This window comes from Cupriavidus mimosae, assembly GCF_023952485.1.
Classification (GTDB): domain Bacteria; phylum Pseudomonadota; class Gammaproteobacteria; order Burkholderiales; family Burkholderiaceae; genus Cupriavidus; species Cupriavidus taiwanensis_C.
Genome location: NZ_JALHRY010000018.1, coordinates 50357 through 69746 on the forward strand (window position 1 = coordinate 50357; position 19390 = coordinate 69746).

General features: G+C 69.3%; 22 protein-coding genes. 14 read left to right on the plus strand and 8 right to left on the minus strand.

Translation table 11 applies throughout. The annotated features are described in order from the left end of the window. Position 1: 1 nt before the first annotated feature. From rodA to MKD50_RS25915, 3 genes are all read left to right on the plus strand, one after another. A complete protein-coding gene (rodA, locus tag MKD50_RS25905; protein ID WP_115702961.1) occupies positions 2-1144 on the plus strand; it encodes a rod shape-determining protein RodA in 1143 nt (380 codons plus the stop codon). Positions 1145-1430: 286 nt separating this feature from the next. After that, positions 1431-2117 (plus strand): DUF484 family protein, encoded by a 687-nt coding sequence (locus MKD50_RS25910; RefSeq protein ID WP_115702963.1) that lies wholly within the window; start codon positions 1431-1433, stop codon positions 2115-2117. Between the two features lie 24 nt (positions 2118-2141). Continuing rightward, entirely contained in the window at positions 2142-3218 is a 1077-nt protein-coding gene (locus MKD50_RS25915; RefSeq protein WP_252669298.1) for a tyrosine recombinase XerC, read from the plus strand. A 1-nt stretch (position 3219) separates the two neighbouring features. On the opposite strand, the gene MKD50_RS25920 is transcribed toward MKD50_RS25915, so the two are convergent. Next, positions 3220-4176 carry a transcriptional regulator GcvA gene (locus tag MKD50_RS25920; protein ID WP_240073378.1) on the minus strand — a complete coding sequence of 319 codons (957 nt, stop codon included), beginning with the start codon at positions 4174-4176 and terminating at the stop codon, positions 3220-3222. A 248-nt stretch (positions 4177-4424) separates the two neighbouring features. Here MKD50_RS25920 and MKD50_RS25925 point away from each other — a divergent pair, with 248 nt between their 5' ends. From MKD50_RS25925 to lipA, 3 genes are all read left to right on the plus strand, one after another. Next, positions 4425-4793 carry a DUF2917 domain-containing protein gene (locus tag MKD50_RS25925; protein WP_115702969.1) on the plus strand — a complete coding sequence of 123 codons (369 nt, stop codon included), beginning with the start codon at positions 4425-4427 and terminating at the stop codon, positions 4791-4793. A 152-nt stretch (positions 4794-4945) separates the two neighbouring features. Then, on the plus strand, positions 4946-5674 hold the full coding sequence (gene lipB / locus MKD50_RS25930) for a lipoyl(octanoyl) transferase LipB (RefSeq protein ID WP_252669300.1): 729 nt from the start codon (positions 4946-4948) through the stop codon (positions 5672-5674). A 40-nt stretch (positions 5675-5714) separates the two neighbouring features. After that, on the plus strand, positions 5715-6719 hold the full coding sequence (lipA, locus tag MKD50_RS25935) for a lipoyl synthase (RefSeq protein WP_018006678.1): 1005 nt from the start codon (positions 5715-5717) through the stop codon (positions 6717-6719). Positions 6720-6823: 104 nt separating this feature from the next. Here lipA and MKD50_RS25940 read toward each other — a convergent pair whose 3' ends face one another. Together MKD50_RS25940 and MKD50_RS25945 are read right to left on the minus strand one after the other, a co-directional pair. Beyond that, the gene (locus tag MKD50_RS25940; RefSeq protein WP_252669302.1) at positions 6824-7135 is read right to left on the minus strand and encodes a type II toxin-antitoxin system RelE/ParE family toxin; all 312 of its coding nucleotides are present in this window, start codon (positions 7133-7135) and stop codon (positions 6824-6826) included. After that, entirely contained in the window at positions 7132-7410 is a 279-nt protein-coding gene (locus MKD50_RS25945) for a ribbon-helix-helix domain-containing protein (protein WP_252669304.1), read from the minus strand. Before MKD50_RS25945 ends, MKD50_RS25940 begins: the two co-directional genes overlap by 4 nt. Positions 7411-7613: 203 nt before the next feature. Here MKD50_RS25945 and pxpB point away from each other — a divergent pair, with 203 nt between their 5' ends. The 6 genes from pxpB to pcp all read left to right on the plus strand — a co-directional run bounded on the left by pxpB (position 7614) and on the right by pcp (position 12517). Beyond that, positions 7614-8261: a 5-oxoprolinase subunit PxpB gene (gene pxpB / locus MKD50_RS25950; RefSeq protein ID WP_062796198.1), complete on the plus strand. Its 648-nt coding sequence runs from the start codon at positions 7614-7616 to the stop codon at positions 8259-8261. After that, the gene (locus MKD50_RS25955) at positions 8258-9277 is read left to right on the plus strand and encodes a 5-oxoprolinase subunit C family protein (protein ID WP_115702974.1); all 1020 of its coding nucleotides are present in this window, start codon (positions 8258-8260) and stop codon (positions 9275-9277) included. Before pxpB ends, MKD50_RS25955 begins: the two co-directional genes overlap by 4 nt. Positions 9278-9311: 34 nt before the next feature. Then, positions 9312-10052 (plus strand): 5-oxoprolinase subunit PxpA, encoded by a 741-nt coding sequence (pxpA, locus tag MKD50_RS25960; RefSeq protein WP_115702976.1) that lies wholly within the window; start codon positions 9312-9314, stop codon positions 10050-10052. A gap of 107 nt (positions 10053-10159) precedes the next feature. Continuing rightward, complete coding sequence (locus MKD50_RS25965; protein ID WP_115702978.1) at positions 10160-10888, plus strand: DUF969 domain-containing protein; 729 nt, start codon at positions 10160-10162, stop codon at positions 10886-10888. Between the two features lie 10 nt (positions 10889-10898). Beyond that, a complete protein-coding gene (locus MKD50_RS25970; RefSeq protein ID WP_252669306.1) occupies positions 10899-11849 on the plus strand; it encodes a DUF979 domain-containing protein in 951 nt (316 codons plus the stop codon). A gap of 17 nt (positions 11850-11866) precedes the next feature. Continuing rightward, positions 11867-12517, plus strand: coding sequence for a pyroglutamyl-peptidase I (pcp, locus tag MKD50_RS25975; protein ID WP_252669308.1), 651 nt, complete (start codon positions 11867-11869; stop codon positions 12515-12517). Between the two features lie 26 nt (positions 12518-12543). Here the strand turns inward: pcp and MKD50_RS25980 are convergent, their stop codons facing one another. The 5 genes from MKD50_RS25980 to MKD50_RS26000 all read right to left on the minus strand — a co-directional run bounded on the left by MKD50_RS25980 (position 12544) and on the right by MKD50_RS26000 (position 17465). Continuing rightward, entirely contained in the window at positions 12544-13794 is a 1251-nt protein-coding gene (locus MKD50_RS25980) for a VanZ family protein (RefSeq protein WP_115702984.1), read from the minus strand. Positions 13795-13812: 18 nt separating this feature from the next. After that, positions 13813-14463 carry an ABC-type transport auxiliary lipoprotein family protein gene (locus tag MKD50_RS25985; protein WP_501993638.1) on the minus strand — a complete coding sequence of 217 codons (651 nt, stop codon included), beginning with the start codon at positions 14461-14463 and terminating at the stop codon, positions 13813-13815. A gap of 67 nt (positions 14464-14530) precedes the next feature. Beyond that, positions 14531-15475, minus strand: a complete 945-nt coding sequence (locus tag MKD50_RS25990) for an MlaD family protein (protein ID WP_115702987.1) — start codon at positions 15473-15475, stop codon at positions 14531-14533. Continuing rightward, entirely contained in the window at positions 15472-16332 is an 861-nt protein-coding gene (locus MKD50_RS25995; RefSeq protein ID WP_115702989.1) for an ABC transporter ATP-binding protein, read from the minus strand. Before MKD50_RS25995 ends, MKD50_RS25990 begins: the two co-directional genes overlap by 4 nt. After that, positions 16329-17465, minus strand: coding sequence for an MlaE family ABC transporter permease (locus MKD50_RS26000; protein ID WP_256503880.1), 1137 nt, complete (start codon positions 17463-17465; stop codon positions 16329-16331). Before MKD50_RS26000 ends, MKD50_RS25995 begins: the two co-directional genes overlap by 4 nt. 183 nt (positions 17466-17648) lie before the next feature. On the opposite strand from MKD50_RS26000, the gene MKD50_RS26005 reads away from it, so the two are divergent. Next, positions 17649-18524 carry a biotin--[acetyl-CoA-carboxylase] ligase gene (locus MKD50_RS26005; protein WP_252669310.1) on the plus strand — a complete coding sequence of 292 codons (876 nt, stop codon included), beginning with the start codon at positions 17649-17651 and terminating at the stop codon, positions 18522-18524. Continuing rightward, positions 18521-19372 (plus strand): type III pantothenate kinase, encoded by an 852-nt coding sequence (locus MKD50_RS26010; protein WP_252669312.1) that lies wholly within the window; start codon positions 18521-18523, stop codon positions 19370-19372. The genes MKD50_RS26005 and MKD50_RS26010 overlap by 4 nt, the downstream gene beginning before the upstream one ends. The last annotated feature ends 18 nt before the right edge of the window (positions 19373-19390 follow it).

Here is a 19390-nt window from a genome sequence, read left to right on the forward strand (position 1 = left end):
CATGGATCGACGCCGCGTCATGTCCCTGGTCAAGACTGCGCTGACCGGTTTTGACAAGCCGCTCTCGCTGATCGTGTTCCTGCTGTTCGCCACCGGCATCGTGGCCCTGTATTCGGCCGCCATCGACATGCCGGGCCGGGTCGAGGACCAACTGCGCAATATCCTGCTGTCGTACGTGGTGATGTTCGTGATCGCCTACCTGCCCACGCAGACGCTGATGCGGGTGGCGGTGCCGATCTATACGGTGGGGGTGGCGCTGCTGATCGCGGTGGCCATGTTCGGCCTGATCCGCAAGGGCGCGCGCCGCTGGCTCTATGTCGGCATGGTGATCCAGCCGTCCGAGATCATGAAGATCTCGATGCCGCTGATGCTGGCGTGGTACTTCCAGAAGCGCGAGGGCGTGATCCGCTGGTTCGACTTCATCGTCGCGCTGATGCTGCTGCTGATCCCGGTGGGCCTGATCGCCAAGCAGCCCGACCTGGGCACGGCGCTGCTGGTGATGGCCGCGGGCCTGTACGTGATCTACTTCGCCGGGCTGTCGTGGAAGCTGATCCTGCCGCTGATGGGGATCCTGGTGGTCGCCATCACGCTGCTGATCACGTTCCAGAACGACATGTGCGCGCCCGGCGTGAACTGGCCGGTGCTGCACGACTACCAGCAGCACCGCGTCTGCACGCTGCTGGATCCGACCAGCGATCCGCTGGGCAAGGGCTTCCACACCATCCAGTCGATCATCGCGATCGGCTCGGGCGGGGTCGAGGGCAAGGGCTGGCTCAAGGGAACGCAGACCCACCTGGAGTTCATCCCGGAAAAGCACACCGACTTTATCTTCGCGGTGTACTCGGAGGAGTTTGGCCTGATCGGCAACGCGGTGCTGCTGGTGCTGTACCTGCTGCTGATCTTCCGCGGGCTCTTTATCGCGGCCAATGCGCCGACGCTGTTCTCGCGACTGCTGGCGGGATCGATCACGCTGATCTTCTTCACTTATGCCTTCGTCAACATGGGCATGGTCAGCGGCATCCTGCCGGTGGTGGGCGTGCCGCTGCCGCTGCTCAGCTACGGCGGCACCGCGCTGGTGACGCTGGGCGCGGGCATCGGCATCTTGATGAGCATTTCGCGGCAGAAGCGGCTGATCCAGACGTAGCGGGGGCACGCCGGTGGTTTGCTCCCTCTCCCGCTTGCGGGAGAGGGGCCGGGGGAGAGGGCAGGCGGGTCAAAGGCTGAGGCCGGTGGGTTAACACCGTTGGCCTCGCTTGATGTGGCACCACGCTAGACCACCCCTCACCCCGACCCTCTCCCCGTGAGGGGAGAGGGAGGACACCTTGCTTGGGCAAGATCGGGCGGCATGGGAGCACCCAACACCGCGCTCCTCTTCTGGCTGGGTGGTTTGCTAAACTGCCACCCACTTTACCTCTACCGGTCCACGCCCCATGAACGCCCAAGACGTTGCCGCCTACCTGCAGAGCCATCCCGAGTTCTTCGAAGAGCATGCCGAGCTGCTGGCCGCGGTGCAGCTGACCAGCCCGCACAGCCATCGCGCCGTGTCGCTGCAGGAGCGCCAGATGGAAATCCTGCGCGAGAAGAACAAGGGCCTGGAGCTGCGCCTGGCGGACCTGGTCCGCCATGGCCACGACAACGACCGCACCCAGCAGCGCCTGCACGACTGGCAATTGCGCCTGCTGGCCGAGGCCGATTCGCATGCGCTGCCGTATGCGGTGCAGGACGGCCTGCAGCAGGTGTTCGACGTGCCGGCGGTGGCGCTCAGGCTGTGGGATGTCGCCGAACAGTACGCGCACATGGAAGTGGCGCAGGGTGCCAGCGAAGACCTGCGCATCTTTGCCGAAGGCCTGCGTGCGCCGTACTGCGGCAGCAACAGCGGCTTCGAGGCGGCCAGCCTGCTGGAGCGCGACGATATCACCTCGCTGGCGATGGTGACGCTGCGCGTGCCGCTGCGCGCCGGCGAGGCCGAGGCCGGCGCCGACGTGCGTGGCGCGGCCTTTGGCCTGCTGGTGCTGGGCTCGCCCGATCCGCGCCGCTTCCACGACGGCATGGGCACCGCCTACCTGTCGCAGATCGGCGCAGTCGCGGGCGCCGCGCTGAAGCGGCTGCGCGACTGAAGCGGCGGCTTCAGGCATGACGCCATGACTGCACGCCGGCCGCCGCGCGACGCGGTCGCGCCGCCCGCACCCGCCGGCGGCGAAGCGCCGCCGCCAGACCCGCTGGTTACGCGCTATCTCGACTGGCTGCGCGGCAGCCGCAAGCTGGCCGAGCACACGCTGTCGGGCTATGCGCGCGAACTGCGCGTGCTGCAGGCGCACGCCGCGCAGTATGCGCCGGGTGTCGCGCTGCTGGCGCTGCAGACCCACCATATCCGCAATTTCGCCGCACGGCTGCATGCCGCCGGACTGGTCGGCACCAGTATCGGGCGCGCGCTGTCGGCATGGCGCGGCTTCTATCTCTGGGCGGCGCGCCATGGCCATGGCGTGACCGTGAATCCGGTCGACGGCGTGCGCGCGCCGCGCTCCGGGCACGCGCTGCCCAAGGCGCTATCGGTCGAGCACGCGGTGGCGCTGGTGGCGCACCCTGCCGGCACCGACGCCGAGGCGCTGCGCGACCAGGCCGTCTATGAACTGTTCTACTCGAGCGGGCTGCGGCTGTCCGAACTGGTGCAACTGGACCTGCGCTATGCCGATGCCGACGGCTACCGCTCGAGCGGCTGGCTCGACCTGGCCGGCGCCGAGGTCACCGTGACCGGCAAGGGCTCGCGCCGGCGCTCGGTGCCGGTCGGCAGCAAGGCCCTCGCCGCGCTGCAGGCGTGGCTGGCGGTGCGCGACGGCTTGCTGCGGCCGGGCGCCGCGCCCGAGGACGCCCATGCCCTGTTCGTCGGTCCGCGCGGACGGCGCCTGTCGATGCGCACCGTGCAGCTGCGACTCAAGCAGCAGGCGCTGCGCGCCGGCGTGCCGGCCGACGTGCATCCGCACATGCTGCGGCATTCCTTTGCCACGCACATGCTGCAGTCTTCCGGCGACCTGCGCGCGGTGCAGGAGATGCTGGGCCATGCCAGCATCTCGACCACGCAGGTCTACACCGCGCTGGATTTCCAGCACCTGGCCAATGTCTACGACAAGGCCCACCCGCGCGCCGGGCGGGCGCGCGCAAAGCCGGCAGCCGATGCCGCTGCCAGCGCGGCGCACGTCGACGACACCCCGGAAGACTGACTCACTCCCACTGCGCCAGCACCTCGCGGAAGCGCTCGATCTCGGGCAGCAGCCAGCCGCGGAAGGCCTGCACCTTGGGCAAGTTCAGCGAACCCGGCGCGCACACGAAGTACAGCAGCCACGGGCACGGGATGCTGACGTCGAACAGCCGCACCACGCGCCCGGACAGCAGGTCGTTGCAGGCCAGCGAAGAGCGGATCAGGGCGATGCCCTGGCCTTCCGAGGCGGCCTGCAGCAGCAGCGACGAATCTTCCAGCAGCAGGCCCTTGCGCGGCTCGGGCCAGTCCAGCCCGGCGGCGTCGAACCATGGCTTCCACGGATCGCCCTCGCCGCGCAGCAGCGGCATGCCCGCCATGTCCTGCGGCCGTTCGGGCAGCCGCCCGCCATTGAAGGCTGGGCTGCAGACCGGGAAGAAGACGTCGTCGAGCAGCCGCTCCACATACAGGCCGGGATAGTCGCCGCTGCCCATGCGCAGCGCGATATCGACTTCTTCGTGGGCAAAGTTGACCAGCGTGTTGGACGACAGCAGTTCGACGTCCAGTTCCGGGTGGCGCTCGATAAAGCTGCCGATGCGCGGCGTCAGCCAGCGTGCGGCAAACGACGGCATGGTGCTGATGGTCAGGCGCTTGTCGCGATTGCCGGCCTGCAGCGCGCGCGTGGCATCGGCGATCTGCAGCAGCGCGTCGCGCACGCGCTCGGCATAGAGCCGGCCCGCCGGCGTCAGCGCCACGCGCTTGCCGTGACGCTCGAACAGCGGCATGCCCAGTTCGTCTTCGAGCGCGCGGATCTGGTGGCTGACCGCGCCGTGGGTAACGAACAGCTCCGTGGCGGCGCGCGAGAAGCTCTCGTGCCGCGCCGCGGCCTCGAACGCGCGCAGCGCGGTCAGCGCCGGCAGGCGCGGCAGTTCGCGGTGCCAGCCGCGCGGCAGGTCTTTCTCCCAGGCGCTCTTCCAGGCCATGGCAGCCTCCAGACGATCGGTGGTTATGTGAGATTGGCTAACAAGAACAAAGAAAATATATCGTTTTGATAGTGGTCGGGCAATCACTAATATTCCCTCACCGGCCCCCGCATTGCACACTTCTTCACGGCGATATTCGCAGGATTTAACTGGCCTGGTCCCCTTGCCGGGCCAGTTCCTGTGGCCCGCCGCGAATCCGTACTGCGTCTGGCGTATCCCCGCCAGGGCCGGCTGAACGGAGAACCACCATGAAAACCGTGCTCACAACGACCGAGTTCACCCTGAATCCTGGCGAAGTCACCACGCTGTCGGTGCACGCCGCGCAGCGCCTGCACATTGCAGAGGCCCGCGGTACCGACGTATGGCTGACCCGCGAGAACGATTCGGAGGACTACTGGCTGCGTTGTGGCGGCAGCCTGCTGCTGCGCCCGGGCGACGAAGTGGTGCTCAGCATCGACCCGCGCGCCTTGCATCCGGTGCGCCTGGCGCTGATCGCCGAGGCGCGCCGCCCGGCGCTGGCGCTGGCCGACCTGCCGCACCTGGTGTACCGCAGCCTGCGCCGGATGGTTCGAGGCACGGAGTGGACACCTAACCAGGACCGGGTCACCGCTTCCTGAAGCAGAGCCGGGCGGGGCAGCGTCCGCATCGCACCGGGGCCATCTGCGCCTGGTCTGGTCGCGTGACGCATCGGACGGTTGCCCGCCGCGGGCACGCTGAATGGGCCAGGTCGGGGCCGGCGCAAGCCGGCCCTTTTCGTTACACTCTCGCCATGCATCCGATTCAAGTCATCGAACGCGGCCGCGAGGACTATCAGCCGTGTTTCGACGCGATGCGCGCCTTCACCGCCGCACGCACCCCCGAGACGCCCGACCAGGTCTGGCTGGTCGAGCATACGCCGGTCTACACGCTGGGCCAGGCGGGCGATCCCGCGCACCTGCTGGCCCCGGACGAGCGGATTCCGGTGGTGCAGATCGACCGTGGCGGGCAGATCACTTATCACGGCCCGGGACAAGTGGTGGCCTATCTGCTGCTGGACCTGCGGCGCCGCCGGCTGATGGTGCGCGAGCTGGTGCACGGCATCGAGCAGGCCGTGCTGGAGACGCTCGCGGCGTATAATCTCGCAGCCGAACGCAAGCCCGGCGCCCCCGGCATCTACCTGTCCGACGGGCCGCACCGGGGCGCCAAGATTGCCGCGCTCGGCCTCAAGATCCGCAACGGCTGCAGCTACCACGGCGTCAGCCTCAACGTGCAGATGGACCTGTCGCCGTTCCTGCGCATCAATCCCTGCGGCTATGCCGGACTGGAAACGGTCGACATGGCCACTGCCGGTGCCACCTGTCCGGTGGCGGATGCCGACGGCTCGTCCGTGCCCGTGACGGCGGCAATACAACCCGAAATCGCACAGCGCCTGGCGGCTGCATTGTGCGAGGTGCTGGCAGCGCACGAGGCTCGCGTGCTGGCGGCTGAAGAACCTGCCGCCCCGGCCCTGGCCTCCTAGTCAAAAGCGAAATGCACGCCGAGCGCGTGCGGAGAAATGTATGAGCGACGCACTGATCGCCCCGAACGCCTCTTCCAGCGAAGCCCCGCAGTCCCCCGCGGAGCAGTACGACCCGACCCGCAAGCAGAAGTCGGCCGACAAGACCGCGCGTATCCCCATCAAGATCGTGCCGGCCGAGAAGCTCAAGAAGCCGGACTGGATCCGCGTGAAGGCCGCCACCGGCAACTCGCGTTTCTATGAGATCAAGGACATCCTGCGCGCCAACAACCTGGTAACGGTGTGCGAGGAAGCCAGCTGCCCCAATATCGGCGAATGCTTCGGCAAGGGCACGGCCACCTTCATGATCATGGGCGACAAGTGCACGCGCCGCTGCCCGTTCTGCGACGTCGGCCACGGCCGCCCGGACCCGCTCGACGTGAACGAGCCCGGCAACCTGGCCCGCACCATCGCCCAGCTCAAGCTGAACTACGTGGTGATCACCAGCGTCGACCGCGACGATCTGCGCGATGGCGGCGCCCAGCACTATGTCGACTGCATCTCGCAGACGCGCGAGCTGTCGCCCGATACCCGCATCGAAGTGCTGGTGCCCGACTTCCGCGGCCGCCTGGACAAGGCGCTGGACATCCTGCAGGCGTGCCCGCCCGACGTGATGAACCACAACATGGAAACCGTGCCGCGCCTGTACAAGCAGGCCCGCCCGGGCGCCGACTACGCGCACTCGCTCAAGCTGCTGCAGGAGTTCAAGCGCCGCAACCCCAATGTCCCGACCAAGTCCGGCCTGATGGTCGGCCTGGGCGAGACCGACGAGGAAATCCTGGAAGTCATGCGCGACATGCGCGCGCACGACATCGACATGCTCACCATCGGCCAGTACCTGGCGCCGTCCAACCACCACCTGCCGGTGCTGCGCTACGTGCATCCCGACACCTTCAAGATGTTCGAGCAAGAGGCCTACAAGATGGGCTTCACCCACGCCGCCGTGGGCGCGATGGTGCGCAGTTCCTACCACGCCGACCAGCAGGCGCATCAGGCGGGGTTTGCCTGAAGCGGTTGGTTAGCGGATGGAATAAGAAAAGCGGCCGGGGGATTTCCCGGCCGCTTTTATTTTGGTGCGTGCCCGCCTTTGAGAGGCCACTGACCATCGTCGATTCAATCTGACTCGTTCAGCATCGTCTCGTAGTCCCGGCCTCCATAGAACAAACCGATGATGGAAACCTTGTCGGTATCCACGGCGAACGCGATGACGGCGCGCTTCTTGTAATGGGTAATCCGCAGCCATGGCCGCACGTCATCGCGCAGGGTGCCGCGATGAGGAAAGGTGCTGAGCGACTCGCAATATTCCACGATCGCGTCGGTGTACCGCGCCGCGATATAGGGGGAGGCTGCTTCGGCGACATAGTCGTACAGGTCCTCAAGCTGCTCCACAAACTCCGGCGCGAAGACGACCGGATAGGTTCTCATCGACCTTTGGCTTTCCCAGCGTGTTTGGCAGCCAGACGAGCACGAACGTCATCTCCGGTCACGGCACGGGACGGATCCGTCTGAAGCGCATCATAGGCAGGGCCCACTTGCTGCAGTAACCACGCGTCCACGGCCCGGTCCCGCGCCAGCAGCGCGCGCAAGCCATCGCGAATGACCTCGCTTTCACTGGCGTATTCACCCGACCGCACCTTGTCCTTGACCGCCTGAGCCATCTCGGTCGGCAGCGTGACGCTCAATTGTTGAGTAGTTCGCATGACGATCTCCAGTCGATAGGATTTAATCCTACTCCTCTCGATGCATGCGTCCAACGCGGGACTCCCTAGGGTCAACCCCGACTGTCCCCGCCCGGTCCGTTTCGATATGATGAATTCATCGATAAATTATCGATGAAATACATATACGTCACATTCCGGCTTGACTGCCTACACTGGGTAGCAAGTGCGCTACCGGGACTCTCATGAACTGCACCGTCCACCGACTTGCCGAGCAGGCGCTGCTGTACAGCGTCGCGCCGCCCGCATCGCTGGCAGTCCAGCGCCGCATCTGGGCCATGGCCGCGCGTGCCGCGGACTGGCGCGGCGTGGTCGACGTGGTGCCAGGCATGAACAACCTGACGGTGATCTTCGACGGCAGTGCCGACGTCGACGCGCTCGAGCGCAACCTGAAGCTGGCGTGGGCCTCGGGCGAGGCGCGCAATGCCACCGGCAAGCTGGTCGAGATCCCGGTCCGCTACGGCGGCGAGCACGGCCCGGACCTGGGCGACGTCGCCGCGCATACCGGGCTGACGCCGCAGGAAGTGGTGCGCCGCCATGCAGCGGGCGAGTACGTGGTCTATTTCCTCGGCTTCCAGCCCGGCTTCGCCTACATGGGCGGGCTGGCGCCGGAACTGGCCACGCCGCGCCGGCGCGAGCCGCGGGTGGCGGTCCCGGCCGGGTCGGTCGGCATCGGCGGCGAGCAGACCGGCATCTATCCGGCGGTGCTACCGGGCGGCTGGCAGCTGATCGGGCGCACCGACGCCGAACTCTTCGTGGCGGACCGCGATCCGCCGTCCCTGTTCGCGCCCGGCGATACCGTGCGCTTTGTCGCCGAGGAAATCATCGCGTGATCGAGATCCTTCGTCCGGGCGCGCTCGCCTCGGTGCAGGACCTGGGCCGTACCGGCTTCCGCCGTTTTGGCGTGGGCCGCTGCGGCGCCATGGACATGCTGGCGGTCGAAGTCGGCAACCGCCTGCTTGGCAATGCGCCCGGCTGCGCCGCCATTGAATTCACGCTGGGACGCGCCGCGGTGCGCTTCCATGCCGATATGCGCGTGGCCCTGGCCGGCGCCGAATGTGGCGCCAATCTTGACGGCATGCCGGTGTGGTCGTGGCACGCGTTCGACGCGCACAAGGGCGAGACCCTGACGCTGCCGTCGACGCGCGGCGGCACGCGCGTGTACCTGTGCGTGGCGGGCGGCATTGCGGTCGAGCCGGTGATGGGCTCGCGCAGCACCGACCTGAAGTCCGGTTTCGGCGGATTGGGCGGACGCGCGCTGCAGGAGGGCGACCGCCTTCCGGCGGGGCGGCCGGGACTGGAAGCCGAGACCGACTGGATCGGCGTGCAGGCGCCGGCATGGGCGCTGCCCGCCGCGGTCGAGGGCAAGGCCACGGCGATCCGCATGCTGCCGGGTCCGGAATACGACGATTTCGACGCCGCCTCGCAGGCTGCGCTGTGGCAGGCCGACTGGACCGTCACGCCCAACAGCAACCGCATGGGCCTGCGCCTCGCCGGCCCGGCGCTGGCGCGGCGGGCCGAGCGCAGCGCCGACCTGCTCTCGCACGGGGTAATGCCGGGCGTGATGCAGGTGCCGCCGGCGGGCCAGCCGATCGCGCTGATGGCAGATGCGCAGACCACCGGCGGCTATCCCAAGATCGGCGTGGTGATCGAAGCGGATTTGTGGCGGCTGGCGCAGGTGCCGCTGGGCGCGCCGGTGCGCTTCGTGCAGGTCACGCTGGCGCAGGCGCAGGCGGCGCAGGATGAACTGTCGCGCTACCTGCGGCAGATCGGGCAGGCGCTGCAATGGCAGGGCGATGGCATGCCCATTGCCGCGCGCCGGCGTACGCGCACGCGGGCGGCAGCATAAGCAAGGCGCCCGGGCGCCGCACAGGAGAATGGCAATGCAGATCGATTTGAACGCGGATCTTGGCGAAGGCTGTGGCAATGACGAGGCGCTGCTGGCGCTGATCAGCTCGGCCAATATCGCCTGCGGGTGGCACGCGGGCGACGCCGCCACCATGGTGCAGACGGTGCAGTGGGCGCTGGCGCATGGCGTGGCGATCGGCGCGCACCCGAGCTACCCGGACCGCGAGAACTTCGGCCGCACCGAGATGCAGCGCGACCCGGAACACGTCTACGCCGACGTGCTGTACCAGATCGGCGCGCTCGCAGCGATCGTGCGCGCGCAAGGCGGGGTGCTGCACCACGTCAAGCCGCATGGCGCGCTGTACAACCAGGCCGTGCGCGACCCGGCGCTGGCGCGCGCGATCGTGCGCGCGGTGCGCGACTTCGACGCCGACCTGGTGTTCTTCGGCCTGGCCGGCAGCCAGATGATCGACGTGGCGAAGGAGGCCGGCCTGCGCGTCAAGCAGGAAGTTTTTGCCGACCGCGGCTACAACCCCGATGGCACGCTGGTCAAACGCGGCACGCCCGGCGCGCTGCATGAGGACGAGGAGGTTGCCCTGGACCAGACCCTGACCATGGTGCGCGAGCAGCGCGTGCGCGCCATCGACGGCACCTGGGTACCGATTCAGGCCGAAACCGTGTGTCTGCACGGCGACGGCGCCCACGCGCTGGCCTTCGCGCGCCGCATCCGGGAACGGCTGGGCGCAGAAGGCATCGCGATCCGCGCCGGCGACTGAGCGCGTTCCCGCGCCTTCACGCCGGCATTTCACCCACGCGGCCTGCCCCGTCACGCGTCACGACGGCTGCTGTCCGCGCGCCTTCGTTATCTTCGTTTGGTGTTTCCATGGAACAGGCAGTCAATCTCTGGCCCCTTGTCGGGGTCGGCGTCATCATCGTCGGCTTCGTGCTGCGCTTCAATCCCATGCTGGTGGTGGTGCTCGCCGCCCTGGCCACGGGGCTGGCCGCGCCGATGCCGCTGATGCAGATCTTCTCCGCGATCGGCACCGCCTTCGTCAAGGCGCGCAACCTGCCGCTGATCATCCTGCTGCCGCTGGCCGTGATCGGCCTGCTGGAGCGCCACGGGCTGCGCGAGCATGCGCAGGCGTGGATCGCGCGCATTGCCTCGGCCACGGTCGGGCGCCTGCTGATCGTCTACCTGGGCGTGCGCGAGCTGACCGCGGCGATCGGCCTGACCAGCCTCGGCGGCCATCCGCAGATGGTGCGCCCGCTGCTGGCGCCGATGGCCGAGGGCGCGGCCGAGAACCGCTTCGGCCACCTGCCCGAGCCGGTGCGCCAGCGCGTGCTGGCCTTCTGCGCCGCCACCGACAATGTCGGCCTGTTTTTCGGCGAGGACATCTTCGTCGCGTTCGGCGCGATCGCGCTGATGCATACCTTCCTGCTGTCGTCGAACATTGACGTGGAGCCGCTGCATATCGCCGTATGGGGCATCCCCACCGCGATCTGTGCCTTCCTGATCCATGCCGTGCGCCTCAGGCGCCTGGACGGCTGGCTCGAGCGCGAGCTGGGCGGCAACGCTGCCAGCGCCGCGGTGCCGGCCAAGAGCGCCGAGTAAGGAGCACACCATGATCATTTCGATCGAATACCTCTACTGGCTTGCCGGCCTGGTGCTGGCCATCACCGCGCTGATGACCTTCACCGACCGCGCCCATCCGCGCCGCCTCAGCACCGGCCTGTTCTGGCTGCTGTACGCGCTCGTGTTCCTGGTCGGCGACCGGCTGCCGCCGGCCGCGGTCGGCATCGGCGCGGTGGTGATGGCGCTGATCGCGGGCTTCGGCGGCGTCGGCCACGGCAAGCACGAGAGCCTGCCCGAGGCCGAGCGCCGCGCCAGTGCGAGCCGGCTCGGCAACAAGCTGTTCATTCCGGCGCTGCTGATCCCGCTGGTGACCGTGATCGGCACCATGCTGTTCAAGGATGTCAGGATCGCCGGCGTGCCGCTGCTCGATCCCAAGAACGTGACCTTCGTCTCGCTCGGGATCGGCTGCCTGATCTCGCTGGCGGTGGTGTGCTGGCTCACGCGCGACACCGTGGCGCAGGGCCTGCGCGAATCGCGCCGGCTGACCGAGTCGCTGGGCTGGGCGCTGGTGCTGCCGCAGATGCTGGCAATGCTGGGGCTGGTGTTTGCCGACGCGGGCGTGGGCAAGGCCGTCGCGCACCTGACCACCGCCTACATCAACCTGGACTACAAGCTGGTGGCGGTGGCGGTCTATTGCGTCGGCATGGCGCTGTTCACCGTGATCATGGGCAATGGCTTCGCCGCCTTCCCGGTGATGACCGGCGGCGTCGGCGTGCCCATCCTGGTCGGCATGTTCGGCGGCAATCCCGCGGTGATGGCGGCGATCGGCATGTTCTCGGGCTATTGCGGTACGCTGATGACGCCGATGGCGGCCAACTTCAATATCGTGCCGGCAGCGCTGCTGGAGCTCGACGACAAGAACGCCGTGATCCGCGCGCAGGTGCCGACCGCGCTGGCGATCCTGGCGGCCAATATCGTGCTGCTGTACTGGCTGATGTAAGCGCAGGAGCCTCCGCCATGCCTACCGTGCTGCTGACCGGCTTCGAGCCGTTCGAGGATGAACCCATCAACCCGTCGTGGGAGGCCGTGCGCGCGCTCGACGGCGAACGCGTCGGCGACGCGATCATCGTCGCGCGCCAGCTGCCGTGCGTGTTCGGCGCGGCGCTCGATGCGATCGCCGAACTGCTCGACGCGCTGCAGCCGACCCTGGTGATCGCCGTCGGCCAGGCCGGCGGGCGCGCCGAGATGTCGGTCGAGCGCGTGGCGCTCAATGTCGACGATGCGCGCATCGCCGACAACGCCGGCGCCCAGCCGATCGACACCGCCATCGCGGCCGATGGCCCGGCCGCCTACTTTGCCACGCTGCCGATCAAGGCGATGGTGCGCGACATGCGCGCGGCCGGCGTGCCGGCGTCGGTGTCGCAGAGCGCCGGCACCTTCGTCTGCAACCATGTGTTCTACGGGCTGATGCACCGGCTGGCGCGGCAACCGGCCGGCTCGGTGCGCGGCGGCTTTATCCACATTCCCTACCTGCCCGAGCAGGCGGCGCGCCATCCGGGCCAGCCAAGCCTGGCGCACGAGACCCTGGTGAAGGGCCTGCGCACCGCGGTGGCGACGGCGCTGTCGACCCGCGCCGATGTGCGCGAACAGGGCGGGCAGCTGCACTAAGACCCGGCGCGCAAGTACGCGCCGGCTTACTCCTGCAGGTTGGCCGCGGCCGCCTCACGGCGCGCCGCGGCTTTCTTCATCGCATGGCGGCGCAGGCTGACCTGCTCGAAGCGCCAGATCACATAGCAGAACGCCAGGAAGGGCCACAGCCATCCCAGCCACTGCGCCAGGCTGTTGAAGTGGATGAAGCGGCCCATGCGCCAGCCCTGCTCGGAGATCCACGCGTAGGGGTTTGACGGCAGCACGTTGGTCAGCGCCACCAGCACGATCAGCGCGGCCATCGCCAGCACCGCGCGCAGCCAGCGCGGCAGGTACAGCAGCAGCGCCAGCACCAGCGAGCTGGTCAGCAGCGCGAAGCGCCCGCCTTCGGACAGCCAGACGAAGGCGCTTTCGGTCGGGAACTGCAACTCGGCCGCGGTCGCCTTGAGCAGCAGCGCCGCCGCCAGCAGCCCCGCCAGGATGCGCAGCATCGGCGCGCTGCGGCGCATCGCCACCGAGGCGAACAGGCCGGTGCCGACCCAGCTGCTGGCGGTCACCAGCGATTCCAGCAACTGCTGGCTCTGCATGTCCTCGGGCCGCAGGCCGATATGGTCCTGCCACGCCTCCAGCTGCGGGAACACCATCTGCAGCACCTGCATCGGCCAGGATTCCGGATCGGTCAGCCATTCGCGCACGATGCCGCCCATGCCGAACAGGTGCTCCTGCGGAAACACCTGCGCGAACGGCCACAGCAGCAGCAGGATGATGGCAAAGCTGGCATGGGGCTCGAACCAGGCATGGCGCAGCCGCGTCAGGCGTCCGTCGTCGATCAGCGCGCGCGTGAACGGCGCCACCACGGCGCCGCCGAGCAGCGCCCCCAGCGCATTGGTGATCAGGTCGATGTTGGACGAGATCCGGCTGGGCAGCCAGGTCTGGAAGGCCTCCATGCATGCCGACAGCAGGGCGCCGGCGACCAGTGCCACCAGCGTGGCGCGCCCCCCCGACACGCGCGGATGCAGCGACAGCACCACCAGCGCGCCGAACGGGAAATAACCCAGCACGTTGGTCAGCAGGTCGAAGTCGGTGATGTAGCGCGGCTTGGGCGCGCTGACAAAGGCAAAGGGCGAGATGCCGTTGTCGATCCAGCCGGAGAACGGGTACAGGCTGGCATAGATCACCAGCAGCGTGAAGCAGAGCAGCCCCACGCGCGCCAGCGGCGAGTGCTGCGGCGCGGTGGCGGATGGTGCTGGCACAGCCGCCGGCGGCGGCGCGGAGAGCGGCGGGGGAGCCGGCTCCATGGCAAATCTCCTGTTGCTTTACTTTAGCTGCAGCGTGCCGGTCCAGTCGAGCAGCGCGGCAATCACGGCATCGCTGGCTTCGGCCAGCGCCTTGACGCCGCCGGCGCCGTCGGCGCTGGGCGCGGGCCGGCGCGCCTCGAAGGTCTGCTGGCCGAGCATGCCGTGCCGGTACACCGTGGCACGCAGCCGCACCACGCCCTCGCTGGTGGTGGCGCTGTCGAATACCTGGTCGAACTCGAGCAGGTCCACCTTCAGCGCCGGCACGCTGCCGTCGCCAGACCAGCCCAGCGTGCCGCGCGCGGCCACGGCCTCGCGCAGGCGTTCGTCGAACAGGCGCGTGGGCGACATCACCCAGCGCTGCGTGGCATAGGCCTGCAGCCGCTGCGCCTGGGCGTACTGGAGCCGGTAGAACAGCGCATTGCCTTCCAGCCAGTTGGGCCCGTCGGTCTGCGCCACGCGCAGTTTGGGCAGCGCTGCGGGCGCAGGGTTCCCGCTGCCGGAGGCCGCGCCGGCGGCGACGGCCGGGCCCAGGTCATAGGTGATGGTGGGCTCGCCGCGCGTCAGCGCGCAGCCTGACAGCGCCAGGCCGGCGCAGAACAGCAGCAGGGCCGCGCGCAGGCGGGCGGTTGCGAAGCGCAGCAAGCGTGGCATCTCGGTCGCAGGGTTCACGGCGGATTCTCGCGGTTGGCGTTTGGCGTGATCGAAGGGGCGGGGGCGTTGTCGCATGCCGGCCCAGCTACGGGGCCGCGCTGAAGCCCGGCTCGCCCGGCCCTGGCGTGGGCGTGGGCGCGCCGAACAGCACGCTGCTCGGACTCTCGTTGAACTGGCCGGCGGCGCGCTCGAAGCTGCGCGCGGTCTGGCGCGCGTCGCGGGCCAGGCCATTGAGCTGCGGCAGGGTCTCTTCGCTGAAGGTGCCCGCGGCTGACTGCACCGACGCGGCCGCGCCCTGCAGGTCGCGCCCGACGCTGTCGACGGTGCGCATCACGGTGCCGTTGGGGTTGGCCAGTTCCTGCGTCAGGCGCCGGGTCGATTCCAGCGTCGCGTTCAGGTTCTCGGCCACTTTCGGCAGGCGCTGCGCCGCCGGCGCGAGCGAATCGGACAGGCGCGAATAATCTTCGGCGGTCTTGCGCACCGAGCGGATCGCCGCCATCAGCTCGTCGCGGTTGGCGCCGCGGAACATGTCGTTGAGCGAGCCCATCATGGTCTCGGCCTGGGTCAGCAGCGAATCGCCGCGCTTTTCCAGTTCCTCGAAGAAGCCGGGCCGCATGGCGATGCGCGCCACCGCCCGCGGCGAAGTCGGCAGCGGCGGCGAGGCGGCGGTGCCGTCGTGCGCGGCGGAGTCGTCGAGCTGCACGTAGGCGATCCCGGTCACGCCCTGGAAGCCCAGCGTGGCGTAGGTAGTGCGCGTGATCGGCGTTTCGCGGTTGACGTTGACGCGCACGATGATCTGGCCCGGCACCTGCGGATCGAACTTGATCGATTCGACCTTGCCCACCGCCAGCCCGCGGTACTTGACGTCGGCCTGCGGCCCCAGGCCGTTGACGGTGGAGCGGGTGATCAGGTCGTAGGGCACGCGCACCGCGTGGTCGCTGCTGAACCAGAAGATCGCGAACAGCACCAGCACGGCCAGGCCGATGGTGAACACGCCGGCGAGGAAGGCGTGGGACTTGTTTTCCATCATGCTTCTCCAGGGGGCGACGCCGCGGGCTGCCCGGGCCGGGGCAGCGCCTGCAGGGCGCGCTGGGCGCGCTCGCCCAGGAAATACTCGCGGATGAAGGGGTGCTCCACCTTCACCACTTGGGGGATCGGCGCGGCCGCGATCACCTTGTGGTCGGCCAGCACCGCGACGCGGTCGGACAGCGCCACCAGCGTGTCGAGGTCGTGCGTGATCATGACCACGGTCAGGCCCAGTTCGCGGCGCAGCTCGCGGATCAGCGCGACGTAGTCATCGGACGCCATCGGGTCCAGGCCCGCAGTGGGTTCGTCCAGGAACAGCAGCTCGGGTTCCAGCGACAGCGCGCGCGCCAGCGCCACGCGCTTGATCATGCCGCCGGACAGGTCCGACGGCATCTTGTCGGCATCGCGCGCCGACAGCCCCACCAGCTGCAGCTTGAGCAGCGCCGCCTGGCAGATCAGGTTGTCGGGCAGCGCGCGCAGCTCGCGCAGCGGCAGCGCGATATTGTCGATCACCGACAGCGCCGAGAACAGCGCGCCGCGCTGGAACTGCAGGCCCCAGCGGCTGCGCAGCGCCTGCAGCTGGGCCGGCCGCAGCCGCGCCGGATCCTCGCCGAACACCTTGATGGTGCCCGAGGTGGGGCGCTCCAGCCCGACGATCTGGCGCAGCAGCACGGTCTTGCCGCTGCCCGAGCCGCCGACGATCGACAGCACCTCGCCGCGGTAGACGTCGAGGTCCACATGGTCGTGCACCACGGCCTTGCCGAAGCGCTTGACCAGGTTGCGCACCTCGATCACCGGGCTGCGCTCCGGCGCGGGCTGCGGCGGGCCTGGCTGGGTCGCGTTCGCTGGCGCCGCGCTCACAGGCCCACGTCCTTGAACAGGATGGCGAAGACCGCGTCGGCCAGGATCACGATGGTGATCGCGGTGACCACCGAGGCGGTGGTGCCTTCGCCCAGGCTCTGGGTGTTGGGCTTGATGCGCAGCCCGAAATGGCATGCGGTCAGTGCGATCAGGATGCCGAACACCACGCCCTTGCCCAGCCCCAGCCACAGGTTGGCCACCGGCACCGCATCGGGCAGCTCGCGCAGGAAGAAGGTGGCGCTGATGCCCAGCTGCATGCGCGCGGCCAGCATGCCGCCGGCCAGCGCCATCACGTCGGTCCACGCCACCAGCAGCGGCATGGCGATGGCCAGCGCGATCACGCGCGGCATGATCAGCCGGAAGCCGTGCGAGATGCCCATCACGCGCATCGCGTCCAGCTCCTCGGTCACGCGCATCACGCCGATCTGCGCGGTGATGGCAGAGCCCGAGCGCCCCGCGATCAGGATCGCGGCGAGCACCGGCCCCAGTTCGCGGATCACCGCCATGCCCAGGATGTTGACGATGAAGGTACTGGCGCCGAAGGTGCGCAACTGGTTGGCCGACAGGTACGACAGCACGATGCCGATCAGGAAGCCGACCAGCGCCGTGATCCCCAGCGCCTTGTAGCCGACGTTGTAGATGTTGGCCGAGATCTCGCGCCACGGGCCGCGCTGCGGCATGCGCGCGAAGCGCAGCAGGTCGAACGCCAGCTGGCCCAGCATGGTGATGCCGGTGGCGAGCTGCGCGCCGAACGACAGCACGTTGGCGCCGAACAGCGTGACCGGGTTGAAGCGGTCCACCATGTGCTTTTTCCAGCCCTCGTCGTGCACCGCGGCAATGCGCTCGAACACGCGGCGCTGGCCCTCGCTGGCCTCGAGCCGTTGTGGCAGCGCGCCGTTCCAGGCCTGCCACAGCAGTTGCCCGCCGATATGGTCGAGGCGCTCGACGCCGGCCAGCGACCATTGGGCGTTATCCGGGGCCTGTGCCAGCTCGTGCAGCTGCGCGCGCAGCTGCTGCGCCTGGCGGCAGCCGGCCAGCGCGAGCGCGGTCCAGTCGCCACGCAGCTGTACGCTGACGGTTCCGTGCCCGCGCGTGATCTGGAAGTCTGGCGTCGTCTGGCGTTCCAAGGGCAAGCGATGTGATGGCCGAGTCTCGATTCTAAGCCACGCGCTCCGCTGGCGCGACCGCGCCGTGCCCCGGGTGCATGCCCGGCAGCGCGGCGCGGCTACAATGCGGCATCTGCCGCAGGCCCGGGTTCCGACCCGTATCCTGCCTGTGCCGACCGCGATCCCGCCCATCCCCGTCCAATGCCGCGCATGTCCGCCGTTCCTCCGAATCCGCCCGATCTTTCCACCGCCACGTCATGGCGCATCGATGCCGGCGCGCTGCGCGCCATGCTGTCGCCCGGGCTGCGCGACTGGACCGTGGAACTGGTAGAGGAAACCGGCTCGACCAATGCCGACCTGACCGCGCGGTGCCGCCGGGCGCCGTGGTCCGAGGCCGGCACGCTGCGCCTGGCCCATCGCCAGACCGCCGGGCGCGGACGTCAGGGCCGGCCCTGGCAGGGGCAGGCCGGCATGACCTTTTCCGTGGCGCTGCCGCTGGCGCTGGCGCCGGCGCAGCTGAGCGGCCTGAGCCTGGCGGTGGGCCTGGCGCTGGCCGAGGCCCTGGGCGACGTGGCCCCGGCACTGGCCGCGCGGGTGGGCCTGAAATGGCCCAATGACCTGCAGATCGACGGCCGCAAGCTGGCCGGCATCCTGATCGAATCGGTGCCGGCGGGGCCGCAGCGGGTCTGGGCGGTGATCGGCATCGGCCTGAACCTGGTGCGCGATGCGCAGATGGAGGCCGCGCTGGGCCGCCAACTGGCGGGCGTGGCCGAGGCCATGCCGGGCTTCGATGCCGGGCGCGATGCGCCGCGCCTGCTGGCCGCGGTGCTGGAGCGGCTGGCAGCGATGCGCGCGGACTTCCTCGCGCACGGCTTCGGACCGATGGCGCGACGCTGGTCTGCCGCCGATGCCTACCGCGACCAGCCGGTGCGGCTGCTGCACGACGGCCAGGTGATCGCCGAAGGCATGGCGCGCGGCGTCGACGAGGCCGGCCACCTGCTGCTGGAAACGCCCGCCGGCCTGGAGCGCATCGCCAGCGGCGAGCTGTCGCTGCGGCCCGCCCCGGGCCAGGAAGGTGGCGCATGAACGCGCCGCGCCTGCTGGTCGATATCGGCAATACCCGGCTCAAGTGGGCGTGGTGCGACGCCGGTGCGGCGCTGCCTGTCATCGCTGGCATCTCTGCGCTGCCGACGCCGTGGCAGCACGCCGGCGCGGTCGCGCATGCCGACGACGGCGCGCTGCGAACCCTCGCCGCCGAACTGCGCGCGCTGCGCGCCAGCGGGCCGATGCCGTCGGTGTGGATCAGCAATGTGGCCGGGCCGGTGATCGCCGCCGCCGTCGATGCCGCGCTGGCCGACGCCTTCGGCGGCTGCGCGCCGGTGCAATGGGTGCGCAGCGCCGCCGCGCATGGCGACCTTGCCAACGGCTATCGCGAACCGACCCAATTGGGCGTCGACCGCTGGGTCGGCGCCATCGGCGCGCACCGCTGGCTGCCGCGCGAAACATTGCTGGTGGTCACCGCCGGTACCGCCACCACGCTGGATATCGTCACCGTGACAGAGGCTGGCCAGGCGCGCTTCGAAGGCGGGCTGATCCTGCCGGGGCTGGCGCTGATGCTGGGCACGCTGGCGCGCAATACCGCGCAGCTGCCGGCGCTGGATGTGGGCGAGGCCGGCAGCGTGGCGGGCGCGCAGCGGCGCTGGGCCGACAACACCCACGACGCCATTGCCGCCGGCTGCCTGGCCGCGCAGTCCGGCGCCATCGAGCGCACCTGGCGCGCGCTGGGCGAGCGCGGCGATGCTGCGCGACCGCCACGCTGCCTGCTGTCCGGCGGAGCCCGCGGCGCGCTGGCCGGGGCGCTCGCGGTGCCATTCGAGATGCACGATAATCTGGTGCTGCTCGGCCTGCATGCGATGGCCATGGCCGACGCGTAACGACGCCACGTCCCCATC

Bases quoted from the DNA above. Each gene is read 5' to 3' on its own strand.
- MKD50_RS26005 (WP_252669310.1), top strand. From the start codon at position 17,649: ATGTCCGCCGTTCCTCCGAATCCGCCCGATCTTTCCACCGCCACGTCA.
- rodA (WP_115702961.1), top strand. From the start codon at position 2: ATGGATCGACGCCGCGTCATGTCCCTGGTCAAGACTGCGCTGACCGGT.
- pcp (WP_252669308.1), top strand. From the start codon at position 11,867: ATGCCTACCGTGCTGCTGACCGGCTTCGAGCCGTTCGAGGATGAACCC.
- pxpB (WP_062796198.1), top strand. From the start codon at position 7,614: ATGAACTGCACCGTCCACCGACTTGCCGAGCAGGCGCTGCTGTACAGC.
- MKD50_RS25925 (WP_115702969.1), top strand. From the start codon at position 4,425: ATGAAAACCGTGCTCACAACGACCGAGTTCACCCTGAATCCTGGCGAA.
- MKD50_RS25970 (WP_252669306.1), top strand. From the start codon at position 10,899: ATGATCATTTCGATCGAATACCTCTACTGGCTTGCCGGCCTGGTGCTG.
- MKD50_RS25940 (WP_252669302.1), bottom strand. From the start codon at position 7,135: ATGAGAACCTATCCGGTCGTCTTCGCGCCGGAGTTTGTGGAGCAGCTT.
- MKD50_RS25920 (WP_240073378.1), bottom strand. From the start codon at position 4,176: ATGGCCTGGAAGAGCGCCTGGGAGAAAGACCTGCCGCGCGGCTGGCAC.
- MKD50_RS25980 (WP_115702984.1), bottom strand. From the start codon at position 13,794: ATGGAGCCGGCTCCCCCGCCGCTCTCCGCGCCGCCGCCGGCGGCTGTG.
- MKD50_RS25945 (WP_252669304.1), bottom strand. From the start codon at position 7,410: ATGCGAACTACTCAACAATTGAGCGTCACGCTGCCGACCGAGATGGCT.
- MKD50_RS25910 (WP_115702963.1), top strand. From the start codon at position 1,431: ATGAACGCCCAAGACGTTGCCGCCTACCTGCAGAGCCATCCCGAGTTC.
- MKD50_RS26010 (WP_252669312.1), top strand. From the start codon at position 18,521: ATGAACGCGCCGCGCCTGCTGGTCGATATCGGCAATACCCGGCTCAAG.
- MKD50_RS25915 (WP_252669298.1), top strand. From the start codon at position 2,142: ATGACTGCACGCCGGCCGCCGCGCGACGCGGTCGCGCCGCCCGCACCC.
- lipA (WP_018006678.1), top strand. From the start codon at position 5,715: ATGAGCGACGCACTGATCGCCCCGAACGCCTCTTCCAGCGAAGCCCCG.
- MKD50_RS25965 (WP_115702978.1), top strand. From the start codon at position 10,160: ATGGAACAGGCAGTCAATCTCTGGCCCCTTGTCGGGGTCGGCGTCATC.
- lipB (WP_252669300.1), top strand. From the start codon at position 4,946: ATGCATCCGATTCAAGTCATCGAACGCGGCCGCGAGGACTATCAGCCG.
- MKD50_RS25990 (WP_115702987.1), bottom strand. From the start codon at position 15,475: ATGATGGAAAACAAGTCCCACGCCTTCCTCGCCGGCGTGTTCACCATC.
- pxpA (WP_115702976.1), top strand. From the start codon at position 9,312: ATGCAGATCGATTTGAACGCGGATCTTGGCGAAGGCTGTGGCAATGAC.